We start from the raw sequence: 14,657 nt of genomic DNA, 5'->3' as shown, positions 1-14,657 counted from the left end.
GATTTGGCGAGGGAGGAGTGTGACGAGGCATGCCGAGTTCTGGCTGGTGAACTTCACCTGCAGTGGCGGCAGAATCAGGAAGGAGCCGCCAATTGACGGTGTCGCAGCGGTACCGAACTATCCTCGCCGATCCGCCGTGGGAGCTGAATCAGCGCGGCAACCGAGGTGCGGAGCGCCACTACCCGCTTATGTCCCTGGGGGCCATCCAGGCGCTTCGCGTTGACAGGCTGGCGGCCGACGACGCCCACCTGTGGCTGTGGGTGACGAATGCGGACTGGCGGCTTCAGGCATCGGTCATGGAGGCCTGGGGCTTCTCCTACAAGAGCTGCCTGACCTGGATCAAGCCGCACTTCCGGCTCGGGCAGTACCTGCGCAACCAGACCGAGCACCTGCTGTTCGGCACTCGCGGTCATGCCCCGATCCAGTTTCGGGGTCAAGGAACCTGGTTCTACGCACCGCTTCAGGAACACTCACACAAGCCGGAAGAGCAGTACGCCATCATCGAACGGTGCTCGCCGGGGCCCTACCTAGAGCTGTTCGCCCGTCGCTATCGACCAGGCTGGCACGCGTGGGGCAACGAGGTGACTGGCGACGTGGCGCTATGAGCAGCCTTACTCTCTATTGCCAATAGCTGATCATGGGGCCTTCATGCCACTGGCGTTTCGCCGGAGATATTGTAATATGTTCGGTTTTGGTTCGGGTTTTCGTACATGGTCGGAACGGTCAACGTTAAGGCACAATAAAAAGCCTGAGAGGCCCACTAGCTAACCGCGCCGACGAGTCGAAGCGTCGATGTGGTGTCATGGCCAGTGGTGCCACCTCAGGAAATGTCACACAACAGAAGCCTCGAAGTGAGGGGCTGTCGCGCATCTTTTATTACATGCCCATCCGTGCCAGTCGTCAAGCACGGCTGGTTTGATGCGCCCACATGCCTCTCTTCGAGCACCACCGAAGGGAGGTTTTGCATGCCCGAGCCACAGAAACCTATTCGCGTCACGGCCCGTGAACGCAGCCATCCAGCCGTCCGGAAGCTGGCTCGGGCCTGCATTGCCATCGCTCGCCAGCAGCTCTGCACGGAGCGCCGCTCCGAGACCGGCACGCAGCCGGCGGACCAGGAGGTGACGCATGACTGACCTCCAATGGTTCGAAGCTATCCCGCCACGGAACGGCACCCTGGCCGACCTGACCGCCATGTGCCGTGTGCTGGCCGGTCGGCCGCAGCACGGCCTTCGGCGACTGCAACCGCTCGTCGTCTTCGAAGCCTGGTTCGCGCGCGACCGGGTGCGCTGGCTGCTCGGCGTCGAGCCGCGCATCGCCGACTCACTGCCGCAAGAGCTCGTCGCCCAGCTGCCGGACTTGGCACTCCTTGAGACGGACACGCCGGACCGGCCGGCGCCGGTCACGGCCCGCGAAGTCCACCTCACCAACAAGATCCACCCCGTGCGGCTGGATACCTCAGCCGGGGTCACGGCTGGGCTGGTCCAGGCACGCGAAAGCTTGCGCCCTGGCGAGTCCTTAGTGCTCCAATGGGTCTGCGGACCATCGCACCGTTCGACTCAGGTGCCGGTCAGTGAGTCGCCACTGGAGTGGTTGGGCTGGGCACCGCCCCGCGAGCCCACTAGCGACGAGCAACGTGGCTGGAAAACCAAGCTGGCCGAACCCCTCCTCGGGGTGCGCGGCAGGTTGGGAGCTGTCGCCGACCACCCGAAGCGGGCCGCCCAGCTGCTGCGTCCGGCGGTCTCCGCGCTGGGCTTGGCCAGTGGCTCGCACACGCGTATTTACGCCTCGCCGCAGTCGAGCAAGACGGCCGACCGCCTGATCCGCGTCATGGGCCGGGTGCGGTCGTTCTCCGGCATCGTCAATGCCAGCGAACTCGCCACGGTCATAGGCTGGAGCCTTCATGGCCTCGACGTACCTGGTGGTCCTGGCGGCTTCGCGGCTCCGCCGTCCGGCCTGCTCCACGACCCCTCCGCCGGGACTCCGGCTCCGGCCAGCCGGCCCCTCGGGCGAAGCACCCACGCGACGGCTCGCGGTCAAGCGGTCTGGCTGCCACGCACCAGCTACGGCACGCACGCCCACGTCATCGCACCATCCGGGACCGGCAAGAGCGCGCTCCTGGCGCACTGGATCACGGCCGAGGCGAAGGCGGGCAGCAGCCTGGTAGTCATCGAGCCAAAGGGCGATCTGGTCCAGGATGTACTGGCCCGGCTACCCGAGCAGCGCCAGGCCGACGTGGTGGTGATCGACCCGGCGACGGATGGCCCGGTAATCGGCTTCAACCCGCTCAGCGGGCCGCGGGACGACGCCGAACGCCGAGCCGACTCGGTGCTGGGCCTGCTGCGCCAGGTCTTCGGTGCGGCCATCGGCGCGCGGTCCGCCGACGTGCTGCTGCACGGGCTGTATCTGGCCTCACGACTAGACGACGGCACGCTGACCGACGTAGGTCCGCTCCTGACGAATCCGAAGTTCCGGCGAACGGTTGCGGCCAAGGTTGGCGATCCGCTAACGCTGGCTCCCTGGCTGGCCTGGTTCAACAGCTTGTCCGACCCAGAGCGCATGCAGATCGTGGCACCCGTGCTGAACAAGCTGCGACCCTGGACGGCTCGGCCGCCGGTACGGCGGTTACTCGGTCAGGCGCACCCGAAGTTCGACCTGGCCCGGGTCTTCGACCGGCCGACCATCCTGCTCGTGAACCTGAACGCGGGCGCCCTCGGACCCGAGACGACGAGTCTCGTCGGCAGTCTGCTCCTGTCGCAACTCTGGGAAGCCACCCAGCGGCAGACCACGCGGCCTGCAAGCGAGCGACGACCGGTATCGGTATTCGTGGACGAGCTGGAGCGGTTCACGGCCGGGCTCGACTTCGCCGACGTGCTGGCCAGGAGTCGGGGCGCGAATGTCGCCTGGACTCTCTGTCACCAGCATCTTGGTCAGCTCAGCCCCGACCTCAAGGCGGCGGTACTGGCGAACATCGGCGCTCGCGTGGTGTTTCGGCCGGCGGCTGGTGACGGCAAGGCTCTGGCCGGTGTCCTCGGCACACCCGTCACGCCGGATGACCTCGAAAGGCTGCCCGCCTACCGCGCCGTGGCGCGCGTCCTGGTGGACGGCTCGCCGAGCCCGGCCTTCGAGGTGGCCACGCCGCCACTCCCGGATGCCTTCAACGACCCGGACGCCTTGCGGCGGACAAGCGCCGAGCAGTACGGCGTCGATCCGGCCGAGCTGGACGCCGAACTCCTGCGTCGCTGGCAGGGCGGTGATCCGCCAGCCGCCCCGGTTGGCGTGCGAAGGGCCAACCGATGACGCGACCCAAGGCCCTCGTAAGGGCTACCGATCGCCCTACCGGTCGCGTCAAGCAAGAAACGCCCTCACCTGCGACAACCCGCCATAGCTGGCCTGGACTCTCTACCGCTCTTGGAGGCGTCCAATGAGCGGCCGTGGACGAGCCCGGCGGGTCGCCGGACGGCTAACGACTCGGGACCTGGCCATCCTCGAATCGCTCCGGGATGTGCGCCTCATGACCGGCTCGATGATCGCTCGCCTGCACGTCGCGGCCAGCACGCCGACGACGAGGGGCCGCAAGACGCGGGCCGTCATGCAGCGGCTGACAAGCTTCGGCCTGGTCGTCCAACTCCACCGACGGATCGGCGGCGTGCGGGCTGGCAGCAATGGCCAGATCTACGGCCTGTCCGGGCTGGGCCACGCCGTGCTTGAACTCGAAGCTGGTGGAGCCCGCCGCCATCGGCTGCGGGAACCGAGCCCGATGTTCCAAGATCACCTGCTGGCGGTGGCCGAGCTGTACACGCAGCTTGTCGAAGCGGCCCGCGCCGGCCCGGATGGAACTCCTCGAGTTCGCCGCCGAGCCGATCAGCTGGCGGCACTTCACGGGCCTTGCCGGAGAGCCGGTCGCGCTCAAACCAGATGCCTTCGTCCGGCTCGTCACCGGCGGCTACGAGCTGAGCGCCTTCGTCGAGGTGGACCTGGCCACCGAGAACCTGACCCGCATCGCCGTCAAGCTCGGGCTCTATGTCCGCTACTGGCACGACGGAGCCGAGCAGCACCGTCACGGCGTGTTCCCGCGGGTCTGGTGGCTCGTGCCTGACGCGGACCGGCGCGACGCTCTGACCCGGCAGGTTCTCCGCCTGCCTGACGACGAGCAAGCCCTGTTCGCGGTCGGCCTGCTGGCTGAAGCCACCGACCGTCTGACCGAAATTCCAAACCATGAAGGAGGTGCCCGATGACCGAACCCCAAACCACACTGCCAACCGGCCGCATCCTCGTCGGGGACCTCCGACAGCGCCTGGCCGAGCTGCCGGACGCCTCGGTGGACTGCGTTGTGACCTCACCGCCCTACTTCAGTCTGCGCGACTACGGACACGAGCAGCAGATCGGAGCCGAGCCGACGGTGGATGCCTGGGCCGCCCAGATCGCTGACATCTGCAACGACCTGGCCCGTGTCCTTACCCCGACCGGTTCGCTCTGGCTGGTGCTCGGCGACGGCTACAGCCGCCACCCCAGCGAAGGTGCGCCGAAGAAGAGCCTGCTGCTCGGCCCATCACGGGTCGCGCTGCGGCTGATCCGGTCCGGCTGGTTGCTGCGCAACGCCGTGATCTGGTCGAAGCCGAACCCGACTCCGAGCAGTGTCCGCGACCGCTTCACGACGAGCCACGAGGTCGTCTACCTGTTCACCCGACAGCCCAACTACCACTTTGATCTCGATGCAGTCCGGGAGCCCGCCAAGACCGCGGCCGCCGGCCCGGCCCGCACGACGGCTCGGACCTATCTGTCGCGCGAGGATGTCCCGACGCTCGGCGGCGGCAAGAGCCCGCGAGTGGATCTCAACCACGGCCTCGCCGCCATGAAGACGGCGGGACTGGCCAGTCACCCATTAGGTAAGAACCCCGGTGATGTCTGGACGGTCCCGACCGGGAGCTATCGCGGGGCACACATGGCCACGTTCCCGCTGGAGCTGATCCGCCGCCCGATCTTGTCAGGCTGCCCAGAGCGAGTCTGCTCGGTCTGCGACCGTCCCTGGCGTCGAGCCGACCGATTGCACGACGGCCGCTGGTTAGCCACGGGCCCGCTGGAGCCGGTCTGCCCGCACACCAGCTGGCGACGCGGGATCGTGCTCGATCCGTTCATGGGCGCGGGCAGCACGGCGCTAGCCGCCGAGACGTATGGCCGGGACTGGGTGGGCATCGAGCTCAACCCGGACTACGCAGCGCTGGCCGAGAAGCGGCTCGCCACCTGGCGGGCCGAGCAGAAAGAGGCGGCTTCATGAGCCGCCGGGCCACTCGTCGGTGGCCTGTGGTCGCTCAGCTCTCGTCCCGCGCGAACGCGCGGGCCTGGGCGATCACACCAACACCGAGGAGGACGCGATGTCCGAACCACGAGGCGGCGTGAAGACGCTCGGGATCAAGGTGCCTGACGCCTTGCACGCCCAGTTCACGCTCGTTGCCCAGCTCGACGGCATCTCGCTGAATGATGCGGCTCTGCGGGCGGTAGAGCTTTACGTCACCACCAAGCGGCAGGAGCCGGACTTCGCCCAGCGGGCCACGGCCGCGCTGGACGAGATCGAGAAGGAGGCCGCCGCCCGACGCGGCGCGATCCAGGGCCTGTTCGGTACGGAGAACCCGGCAGAGGTCGCCGAAGAAAAGCCCGCGGCTGCCCGAGGCCGCAAGGCTGCAGCCGCCGAGTAAACCGCTCGGCGAAGGTACCGGATGGCGGTTATCCGCCATCCGGTACCACCACCAGAAAATAAGGACAGGATTTCCTATCTTGGCACTTCCTAAAAAGACTGAGAAAATGATTACGTAATGACGTTCTTGGCTCTCCAAAGCCAAAAGGAGGATTCCACATGACAGAAGAAGTCTATCCAAAAAGAGCCGTAATCTACCTGCACACAGCCCGCCTTAATGACGGCTCAAGCAAGGCGATAGCTGCTCAACGCCACGCGTGCGAACGGCGAGCCAGTGAATTGGGGCTAACGGTAGCCGGCGAGTACGTTGACCACGGCTCAGGCAAGGCTGCCGACCGCGGTGGCCTGATTATGATGCTCGGCGACCTGAACGATTTGGACTGCGGTTACGTCATTGCCTACGGTCACGCCCAGATTGCCCGTGACGCGACACTCTATGCCAGTATCGTGTGGGCTATTGAGAAGTCGGGAGCGCGACTGGAAATTGCCAGCTCGCCGCACCGCGAGGTCGAGGGCGAAGTCCGCCAGCTCATTAGCTACATCAGCTCGATGCAGCTTGCAGACACCAACAACAAATAACCGAGAGGAGGAACCAATGACCGACCTTGAAGTTTCGAGCGAGAGCCCCTCGCGGGAGACAAATCCCAAGCAGCTGGCCCTCGACGCTGTCCGCAGCCGCCCAACCCGATCCCCTGGTACCCGCGACAAGACGCTGCTACCGCGCCGCGACCTTCCAACGGCCTTGATATACCTGCGCGTCAGCACCAAGGAGCAGGCGCGTACCGGCGGCGGCTCGGAGGGCTACTCCATCCCAGCTCAGCGGGAAGCCTGTTACGCCAAGGCGAAGCAGATGGGTATCACGATCCACGATGAGTACGTGGACGCCGGAGAGTCCGCCAGGTCAGCCGACCGTGAGCAACTACAGAAGATGCTCAAGGATGTTAAGACACTCAAGCCGGACTACATCTTTGTGCACAAGATCGACCGGCTCGCCCGGAACCGTGAGGATGACATCGCCATCAACCTCATGCTGCGCAAGCACGGCGTCAAGCTCGTCTCCTGTACCGAAAACATCGACGACACCCCAAGCGGGCGACTCCTCTACGGCCTCATGGCCGAGATTGCTCAGTTCTACTCAGGCAATTTGGCTCAGGAAGTTATGAAGGGGCTCGTGCGCAAGGCTCAGGAGGGCGGCACGCCGTTCCGCGCACCCCTCGGCTACCTCAACCGACGAGAGATGCGCGGCAGCGTCGAGTTCTCGTGGGTCGAGCTGGACTCGGAACGCGCTGACATCATTCGCTGGTGCCTGGAGCAGTACTCGACCGGCGAGTGGAGCGCCATCGACCTCACGCTGACCGCCGGAGCCAAAGGCCTCACGAGTCGTTCTACACCCACCCGACCGAGTAAGCCAATCTCACTGACCACAATGTACAAAATCCTGGCCAATCCCTACTACATGGGCGTGGTCAGCTACCAGGGCATCCACTACGAGGGCAAGCACCAAGCGCTCATTGAGCCGGACACGTGGCTCGCCAACCAGGCAATTCTGGCCGCTCACAACCACACGGGCGAGAAGGACCGCACCCACAACCACTACTTGCGGTCCACGATCTACTGCTCCGACTGCGGCGGGCGACTCATCTTCTCTCGCAACCGCGGTAAGAGCGGTGAAGCCTACGACTACTTCATGTGCGTCAAGAAGAAGACCAAGACGAACAACTGTAGCCGGCGAGCCATGCGCGTTGAACGCATCGAGGACGGCATCGCCAGCTTCTACGGTCGGTTCCAGGTCCGCCCTGAGTACGCCGAGCAGATCAGGGCGGGCGTACGTGAAGAGCTCGCCAGCCAGCAGATCGAGGCCAGCCGCAGCCTGGAGCGCGCGCTGCGAACGAAGCAACGCATCGAAGACGAGCGCCAGAAGCTGCTCCAAGCCCACTACACCGGAGCCGTCCCTCAGGACCTCTTGGCTTCCGAGATGAAGCGGCTGACCCGAGAGCTGGCGGCGGCGGAAGGGGAGATCAAGGCGGCACGGGTGACCACCGCTGATGTTGAAGCGCTCCTCGACCAAGCACTCGTTGCTGCCAGCCACTGCGAGGTGGCCTACCTCAGCGAGACCGGCCCTATCCGCCGGCAGATTAACCAGGGGTTCTTCGAGAAGCTCTACATCGGCGAAGACGGCACAGTAGAGCGCGCTGAGCTGACGGAGCCGTTCGCGGCCCTGTTGGAGGCCGGACATGCACTTCAGGCGGTCACACCTGGTGCCCTAGCGAACCGAACCAATCCGGCCGATGTTCTGGCGGTCACGTTCGGCGAGACGATTACAGACCGTGCACAAACCAACACGCCCGACATGGGCGTCCATGTCGGGCGGTGTTTGAATAAAGACCTTCTGGTGGAGCTGAGGGGAATCGAACCCCTGACCTTCTCGATGCGAACGAGACGCGCTACCAACTGCGCTACAGCCCCTTGGTTGTGCTCGTAGAGCTTAGCAGTGCCCTACGAGCACCCCGCGCAGGGGGGTCACTCCCCGACGGCCCGCCGGTAAGGCCCGGTCCCGGGCTCGTCGAGCTCCTCGAACGCCGGGTCTTCGTCGTCGAGGTCGACGACGACCGCACTGCGGCGGACGCGGGACGTCGGGGACGGCCGGCGCTCGACCACCTCGCGGCGGACCGGCTCGACGACCTCGACCTCCTCCTCCGGCGCGTGGTCTTCTTCCGCCTCCGACAGCGCGGGAGCGGACTGGCGCCGGGGCGCACGCGTGCTGTTGAAGCGGGCGAGCCGGCGCTGCCGGATCTCCTCCTCGATGCGCACCTGACGGCGCAGGTACACGAGGTACCCGACGAGCACGACGTCGATCGCGCCGTGCCCCCACCAGGCCAGCGGGACGACGAAGCCGGCGACGACGCCGGTGGCCACCGCGATCACGAGCAGGATGACGACGACGCGCTGCCGGAAGCCGTACTTCGCGCGGGCCGCGATCTCGGCGGCCTCGGGGTCGAAGCCGCCGCGGCCGGGCCGGTAGCCGGGCCGGTCGCGTTCGGCCCGCGAGCCGCGGGCCGGCTGCGGGAGCGGTTCGGGCTCCGGCTCATCCGGGTCGTCGTCGAGTTCGAGCTCGGCCTCCAGCTCGGCGAGGTCGTCCTCCACCGATGGCCGGGACTTCCCGGGATCGTCGGACATGGCGAATTCCTCCCGGTCTTCGTTGCGTCCACTGCGCACGACCCTGGCCGCGAGCGCCGAGTCGGCCGTTCTCGCGACCTGCTGCCGCCGTCGCGCGACCATGGGCACGAGTACGACGAGCCATGCCGCGGCGAGCGCGACGATGATCACGGAGCTGGGCATCTCCCGTCACCTCCCCCGATCCTTCCACCACGAATCACGTTAGTCACAGGAGTAACAGATCGGGCGCAGACTCGCCGGGTTCGATCACGGAAAAGCCTCACCGGATTAGGTGAAACTCACAGCATGTGGTAACGCGGCTACCGACCCGGGTGGGTAATCACGTTCAGGCGTAGTCGGCGCGGCCCGCCGCGACCAGCCGCGACACCAGGCCGACCCCGGTCTCCTCGCGGGTCAGGGCGTAGCAGTAGTGGTCCCGCCAGCCGCCCGCAACGTCGAGGTAGCGCTCGAACAACCCCTCCCGCCGGTAGCCCGCTTTGGTGAGAACCCGCAGGCTGGCGGCGTTTTCCGGGCGCACGGTGGCCTCCAGCCGGTGCAGCCCGGCCGAGCTGAAGGCGTGGTCGGTGACGAGCGCGACGGCGGCCGTCGCCACCCCGCCGCGGACCACCTCGGACGACACCCAGTAGCCGATCCAGGCCGACCGCAGCGACGCCCGGATGACGTTACCCACAGTGATCTGCCCGGCGAGGCGCCCGTCCAGGGTGATGGTGAATGGGAGGCACTGACCACGGCGAGCGAGCGAACGCAGGGCAGCCCACTGCGACGGCCACGACCAGAAGGCGTTGCGTTCCGGCCAGGGGCCGACACCGGTGGGCTCCCACATTTCGAGGTGCGCGCGGTCCCGGAGCCGGATCCGGCTCCACTCGCCGGCGTCACGCAGCCGGACCGGGCGGATCGCGACCTCACCCGCGGGCACCCGCAGCGGGCCGAGCCGCGCCGGCCAGCCCGGGTGCCGGCTTTCGACCGGATAGGACACGCCCGACACGGAGTTCATCAGGCCCGTTGCGCCAGGAAGGTGACTTGGACCTGTTCGCCGGCGGGGACGTCGGTCGCCTCTTCCGGCACGTTGATCAGGCAGTTCGCTTCGGCCAGCGACGCGAGCAGGTGCGCACCCGACTGGCCGAGCGGCTGGACCAGGTACTCGCCGTTGGCCTCGTCGCGCAGCAGCTGGCCGCGGAGGAAGCCGCGCCTGCCTTCGGTCGAGGTGATCGGCGACAGCAGCCGCGCGCCGACGATCCGCCGGTGCGGGTTGCGGGTCCCGCGCGCCGCCCGGATCAGCGGCCGCACCAGCACCTCGAACACCACCAGCGCGCTCATCGGGTTGCCCGGGATGAGGAACGTCGGCACCGAGTCCGGGCCGAGCCTGCCGAACCCCTGCACCGAGCCCGGGTGCATCGCCACCCGCGTCATGTCGATCCGGCCGAGGTCGGACAGCGCGGCGTGCACCTCGTCGCCGGTGGCGCCCCCGGCGCCACCCGCGACCACGACGATTTCCGACATCAGCAGCCGGCCTTCGACGACCTCCCGCAGCCGCTTCGGCTCGCTCGGCACGATGCCGACCCGGCTGACCTCGGCGCCCGCGTCCCGGGCGGCCGCGGCCAGCGCGTAGGAGTTGACGTCGTAGACCTGCCCGACCGACGGCGTCCGGTCGATGTCGACCAGCTCGTCGCCGACGGACACGATCGACACCCGCGGCCGCGGGTAGACGAGGACCTTCGCCCGCCCGACCGCGGCCAGCAGGCCCACCTGGGCCGAGCCGATCGTGTCGCCGCGGCGCACGGCGACGTCCCCGATCTGGACGTCCTCGCCCGCCCGCCGCACGTACCCCGCCGACGGCACCGAGCGGTGCACCGTGACCTTGGCCTGGTGCCCGTCGGTGTAGGCGAGCGGCACGACGGCGTCGGCCAGCGTCGGCAGGGGCGCGCCCGTGTCGACCCGCACGGCCTGGCCGGGCTGGAGCCGCCGCGGCTGGCGCGAACCCGCCGCGATCTCCCCGACGACCGGCAGCTGCACCGGCTCCTGCCCGGCGTTGCGGACGTCGACGCTGCGCACCGCGTACCCGTCGATCGCGGCTTGGTCGAACCCGGGCAGCGCGTGCTCGGCGACCACCTCCTCGGCGCAGAGCAGGCCCTGGGCCTCGGAGATCGCCACCCGCACCGGCTGCGGCCGGACGGCCGCGTCCAGTGTCATCGCGATCTGCGCGTCGACCGAGCGGAACCCGGCCTCGTCCCCGGCCACCTCGGGCCGCGCCGCGTCGAGGGATTCCGTCATGGGCGCTCTGTCCCGATCCGTTCCGTGAGCCACGCCCGTAAAGATGGACCGTACTCGGGCGTTTCAAGCGCGAAATCGACCGCGGCGCGCAGGAAACCACCCGGATTCCCCAGGTCGTGGCGTCCACCGCGGTGGACGACGACGTGCACCGGGTGCCCCTCGCTGATCAGCAGCGCGACCGCGTCGGTCAGCTGCAGCTCGCCGCCGCTGCCCGGGGTGATCCGCTTGAGCGCGTCGAAGATCGCCCGGTCGAGCAGGTACCGGCCGGCCGCGGCGTAGGTCGACGGCGCGTCCTCCGGCTTCGGCTTCTCGACCATCCCGTGCACGCGCTTGACGTCGTCATCGCCGGTGTCGCTGACGTCGAAGACGCCGTACGGCGAGATGTCGGCCTTCGGGATGTCGAACGCGCAGAGCACGCTGCCGCCGAACTGGGCGCGGACCGCGCTCATCTTCTCGAGCACGCCGGTCGGGAGCACCAGGTCGTCCGGGAGCAGCACGGCGACGGCCTCGTCGTCCGGGCGCAGGTTCGGTTCGGCCTGCGCGACGGCGTGGCCGAGGCCGAGGGCCTGCTCCTGGATGGCGGTTTCGACGGCGAGGAGGTCGGTACCGCGGCGTACCTTCTCGAGCAGTGCGGTCTTGCCCTTGGCCTCGAGGTTCTGCTCGAGCTCGGGCTGCTTTTCGAAGTACCGGACCACGGCGTCCTTGCCCGGCGAGGTCACGATGACCAGGCGTTGCGCGCCGGCGGCGGCGGCCTCGGCCGCGACCAGCTCGATCCCCGGGGTGTCCACCACCGGCAGGAGCTCCTTGGGCACGGCCTTCGTCGCCGGGAGGAACCGTGTCCCCAGGCCGGCGGCAGGCACGATGGCGGTTCTGAACGTTTGGGTGGTTGCTGCGCCCGTCATGGGCGCAGAGCCTAACGTGAGGTCATGCACCCGCTGGGCAATGAGCACCTGAGCAAGGCGGAGTGGCGTGACCGGGTGACGCGCGCCCGGGCGGGGCAGGCAGCCGAATCCCACGCGCGGGAGGCGTCGGCGCTGGTCAGTGCGGTGTCGAAGGTCACAGTGGGCACCGTGTGCGCGTACCTGCCGTTCGGCACCGAACCGGGGACCACGGCGTTCGTCGACGCGCTGGTGGCGGGCGGTGCGCGGGTCCTGCTGCCGGTCATCCGGTCGCGGACGGATCCGCTCGACTGGGCGGAGTACACGGGCGAGGCCGATCTCGTGCCCAGCCGCTTCCGCGGCATCCGCGAGCCGGGCGGGAAACGCCTGGGTACCGACGCCGTGGGAGCGGCGGAGCTGGTGCTGGTGCCCGCGCTGGCCGTGGACCGGCGGGGGGTCCGGCTCGGCCGCGGGGCGGGCCACTACGACCGCTCGCTGGGCTTCGCCGCGGCCGACGCCGCGCTGCTGGCCGTCGTCCGGGACGAAGAGCTGGTCGAACGGCTGCCGGGGGAACCGCACGACGTGCGCATGACCGGCGCCTTGACGCCCGGTCGAGGTGTGGTCGAACTGCCGATGTGAGCAACCAGGAATTGCCTTCCGGGAAGGTTTTCCCGCACAATCGGGTTAGCACTCAGGTCGGATGAGTGCCAGCAAAGGAGCCGTCAGTGCCTACGTACCAGTACGCCTGCAAAGAATGCGACCACCGGTTCGAAGCCGTGCAGTCGTTCTCGGACCCCAGCCTGACCGTCTGCCCGCAGTGCTCCGGTGCGCTGCGCAAGGTCTTCAGCTCGGTCGGCGTCGTCTTCAAGGGGAGCGGGTTCTACCGCACGGACTCGCGCGACTCGAGCAAGTCGAGCACCGCGGCCACCCCGGCGAAGACCGAGACCAAGACGGAGTCGAAGTCCGACACGAGCTCGGCATCCTCCTCTTCGACCACGACGAAGACGGCCGCCGCGGCGTCCTGACGCCGAGGTTATCCACAACACCCCGGTTGTCCACAGATGCCGGACGTGGCCCTTCCGGCGGCCCGTCCGGCTTCCCTAACGTCGATCTCGTGCGGCACGCCGCCGCACCCGATCCGGCCGAGGGGGCCCCGTGGACATCCTGCAGAAGCTCCGCCCGCTTCACCTGATCCGGCTGCAGAGCCGGCGGACGCGGCTCATCCGCCGCTGGCTCGCCGTCGGCCTGCTCGTGCTCGGCGGGCTGGCGCTCGTCCACCCCGGTTCCGCGCGAGGCGCACCGACCGTCCTCGCGGCACACGACCTCCCGTCCGGCGCGCCCCTGCGCGCTGCCGACGTACGGCTGGCCGAGCTCCCCGGTGAAGCACGTCCCGCGGGCGTGTTGAGCACCCTCGACGCCGTCGACGGACGCCTGCTGGCGAGCCCCGTCCGGGCCGGTGAGCCACTGACCGACGTCCGGCTGGCCACAGTCCCCGAGGCGGGTGATCCCGGCACGGCGACCGTGCCGGTCCGGCTGGCCGACGTGGCGATCGCCGAGCTGCTCCGGCCCGGGCAACGCGTGGACGTCGTCGCGGCGCCGGACCCGGCCGCGCCGGCGTCCGTGCTGGCCGGCGGGGCGACGGTGGTGACGGTCGGCCACGAGGAGCCGTCCACGCCCAAAGGGCGGCTGGTGCTGCTCCGGCTCCCGGAAGCGACCGCGGTGAAGGTGGCGGCGATTTCACTGGAGCGTCCGGTAACGGTTACTCTCCGCTAGCCCGCGCCCGCCGAGACGGGCGAGGTGTCCCCTTCCGGTTCGTGGCTCGTGAGGAGAGCAAGGTGTTCAAAGGCTTCAAGGACTTCCTGATGCGCGGCAACGTCGTCGACCTCGCCGTGGCGGTGGTCATCGGCGCGGCGTTCACGGCGATCGTCACGGCGTTCACCAACGGCCTGATCAAACCCCTGATCAGCACGATCGGCGGCACCGACGCCGCGAACGGCCTCGGATACCAGATCTTCGACAACAACAAGGCGACGTTCCTGGACTTCGGCAGCGTGATCAACGCGGCGATCAACTTCGTCCTGGTCGCGGCGGTGGTCTACTTCGTGATCGTGATGCCGGTCAAGAAGGTCCAGGAGCGCCGCAAGCGCGGCCAGGAGCCGGGTCCTTCGGAGCCGACGGACGTGGAGCTGCTGATCGAGATCCGCGACCTGCTGCGCGCCCAGCAGTCGCACCAGCGCGGCACCGACCGCGACTGAAGGTCAGCGGTCGTGGTGCGGTGGCCGGTTCTCCCGGTACCAGTCATCCGGGAGACCGGTGCGCCGCTCGGGATCGCGCTCATCGGAGGTCGTCTCGGGCAGCACGTCCCCGAAGATCTCATCGACCCGGCGGCGCTGCTCGCTGGTCTGGGGTTTCCGCTGATCGCCCGGCATGACCCCAGTGTCCCACGACGCGTTCTTTGACAACTCCAGAGCGAACCCCGACAACGGCGGGGCACCGCCGGAACAGGACACCGGCCGAACCGGCCTTCGCTCTCGCCCCGCTCGCCTCCGAGCACCCGGGCGCTGCCAGGCCAGGAGCGGCGCGACTCGGCGAGGTCGACCACGAGCGTGCTGCCCGAAACCTCGGCGGGCTCGCACTTC

The 14,657-nt window shown here is 68.3% G+C and carries 15 protein-coding genes, 1 tRNA gene and 2 pseudogenes; 12 read left to right on the top strand and 6 right to left on the bottom strand.

Annotation, left to right across the window (positions count from 1 at the left end):
* The first annotated feature begins 98 nt into the window (after positions 1-98).
* The 8 genes and pseudogenes from ACWED2_RS04745 to ACWED2_RS04710 all read left to right on the top strand — a co-directional run.
* Positions 99-605: an MT-A70 family methyltransferase gene (locus ACWED2_RS04745; protein ID WP_449689291.1), complete on the top strand. Its 507-nt coding sequence runs from the start codon at positions 99-101 to the stop codon at positions 603-605.
* Positions 606-1,125: 520 nt separating this feature from the next.
* Positions 1,126-3,297: a type IV secretory system conjugative DNA transfer family protein gene (locus tag ACWED2_RS04740; protein ID WP_449689084.1), complete on the top strand. Its 2,172-nt coding sequence runs from the start codon at positions 1,126-1,128 to the stop codon at positions 3,295-3,297.
* A gap of 124 nt (positions 3,298-3,421) precedes the next feature.
* A pseudogene (locus ACWED2_RS04735) lies at positions 3,422-3,778 on the top strand (replication-relaxation family protein); the annotation flags it as partial.
* A 52-nt stretch (positions 3,779-3,830) separates the two neighbouring features.
* Positions 3,831-4,235 carry a replication-relaxation family protein gene (locus tag ACWED2_RS04730; RefSeq protein ID WP_449689083.1) on the top strand — a complete coding sequence of 135 codons (405 nt, stop codon included), beginning with the start codon at positions 3,831-3,833 and terminating at the stop codon, positions 4,233-4,235.
* Positions 4,232-5,275, top strand: coding sequence for a DNA-methyltransferase (locus ACWED2_RS04725; protein ID WP_449689082.1), 1,044 nt, complete (start codon positions 4,232-4,234; stop codon positions 5,273-5,275). The genes ACWED2_RS04730 and ACWED2_RS04725 overlap by 4 nt, the downstream gene beginning before the upstream one ends.
* 97 nt (positions 5,276-5,372) lie before the next feature.
* Positions 5,373-5,693: a hypothetical protein gene (locus tag ACWED2_RS04720; protein WP_449689081.1), complete on the top strand. Its 321-nt coding sequence runs from the start codon at positions 5,373-5,375 to the stop codon at positions 5,691-5,693.
* Positions 5,694-5,851: 158 nt separating this feature from the next.
* Positions 5,852-6,271 (top strand): recombinase family protein, encoded by a 420-nt coding sequence (locus tag ACWED2_RS04715; RefSeq protein WP_449689080.1) that lies wholly within the window; start codon positions 5,852-5,854, stop codon positions 6,269-6,271.
* 16 nt (positions 6,272-6,287) lie between these two features.
* Positions 6,288-7,397, top strand: a pseudogene (locus tag ACWED2_RS04710) (recombinase family protein); the annotation flags it as partial.
* Positions 7,398-8,082: 685 nt separating this feature from the next.
* On the opposite strand, the gene ACWED2_RS04705 reads toward ACWED2_RS04710, so the two are convergent.
* The 5 genes from ACWED2_RS04705 to ACWED2_RS04685 all read right to left on the bottom strand — a co-directional run bounded on the left by ACWED2_RS04705 (position 8,083) and on the right by ACWED2_RS04685 (position 12,042).
* Positions 8,083-8,158, bottom strand: a tRNA-Ala gene (locus ACWED2_RS04705).
* A 54-nt stretch (positions 8,159-8,212) separates the two neighbouring features.
* Complete coding sequence (sepX, locus tag ACWED2_RS04700; RefSeq protein WP_449689079.1) at positions 8,213-9,031, bottom strand: divisome protein SepX/GlpR; 819 nt, start codon at positions 9,029-9,031, stop codon at positions 8,213-8,215.
* Between the two features lie 163 nt (positions 9,032-9,194).
* Positions 9,195-9,863, bottom strand: coding sequence for a GNAT family N-acetyltransferase (locus tag ACWED2_RS04695; RefSeq protein ID WP_449689078.1), 669 nt, complete (start codon positions 9,861-9,863; stop codon positions 9,195-9,197).
* Positions 9,863-11,140: a molybdotransferase-like divisome protein Glp gene (glp, locus tag ACWED2_RS04690; protein ID WP_449689077.1), complete on the bottom strand. Its 1,278-nt coding sequence runs from the start codon at positions 11,138-11,140 to the stop codon at positions 9,863-9,865. The genes ACWED2_RS04695 and glp overlap by 1 nt, the downstream gene beginning before the upstream one ends.
* The gene (locus ACWED2_RS04685) at positions 11,137-12,042 is read right to left on the bottom strand and encodes a UTP--glucose-1-phosphate uridylyltransferase (protein ID WP_449689076.1); all 906 of its coding nucleotides are present in this window, start codon (positions 12,040-12,042) and stop codon (positions 11,137-11,139) included. The genes glp and ACWED2_RS04685 overlap by 4 nt, the downstream gene beginning before the upstream one ends.
* Before the next feature lie 24 nt (positions 12,043-12,066).
* On the opposite strand from ACWED2_RS04685, the gene ACWED2_RS04680 reads away from it, so the two are divergent.
* From ACWED2_RS04680 to mscL, 4 genes are all read left to right on the top strand, one after another.
* On the top strand, positions 12,067-12,657 hold the full coding sequence (locus ACWED2_RS04680) for a 5-formyltetrahydrofolate cyclo-ligase (protein ID WP_449689075.1): 591 nt from the start codon (positions 12,067-12,069) through the stop codon (positions 12,655-12,657).
* 86 nt (positions 12,658-12,743) lie between these two features.
* Complete coding sequence (locus ACWED2_RS04675; RefSeq protein WP_191306993.1) at positions 12,744-13,043, top strand: FmdB family zinc ribbon protein; 300 nt, start codon at positions 12,744-12,746, stop codon at positions 13,041-13,043.
* A gap of 130 nt (positions 13,044-13,173) precedes the next feature.
* On the top strand, positions 13,174-13,791 hold the full coding sequence (locus tag ACWED2_RS04670; RefSeq protein WP_449689074.1) for an SAF domain-containing protein: 618 nt from the start codon (positions 13,174-13,176) through the stop codon (positions 13,789-13,791).
* 62 nt (positions 13,792-13,853) lie between these two features.
* Positions 13,854-14,273: a large-conductance mechanosensitive channel protein MscL gene (mscL, locus tag ACWED2_RS04665; protein ID WP_449689073.1), complete on the top strand. Its 420-nt coding sequence runs from the start codon at positions 13,854-13,856 to the stop codon at positions 14,271-14,273.
* A gap of 3 nt (positions 14,274-14,276) precedes the next feature.
* Here the strand turns inward: mscL and ACWED2_RS04660 are convergent, their stop codons facing one another.
* Entirely contained in the window at positions 14,277-14,447 is a 171-nt protein-coding gene (locus ACWED2_RS04660) for a hypothetical protein (RefSeq protein WP_449689072.1), read from the bottom strand.
* Between the last annotated feature and the right edge of the window lie 210 nt (positions 14,448-14,657).

Source organism: Amycolatopsis sp. NPDC005003, assembly GCF_053600695.1.
The sequence above is the reverse complement of the archived record's forward strand: the minus strand, read 5'-3'. Positions and strand labels throughout refer to the sequence as shown.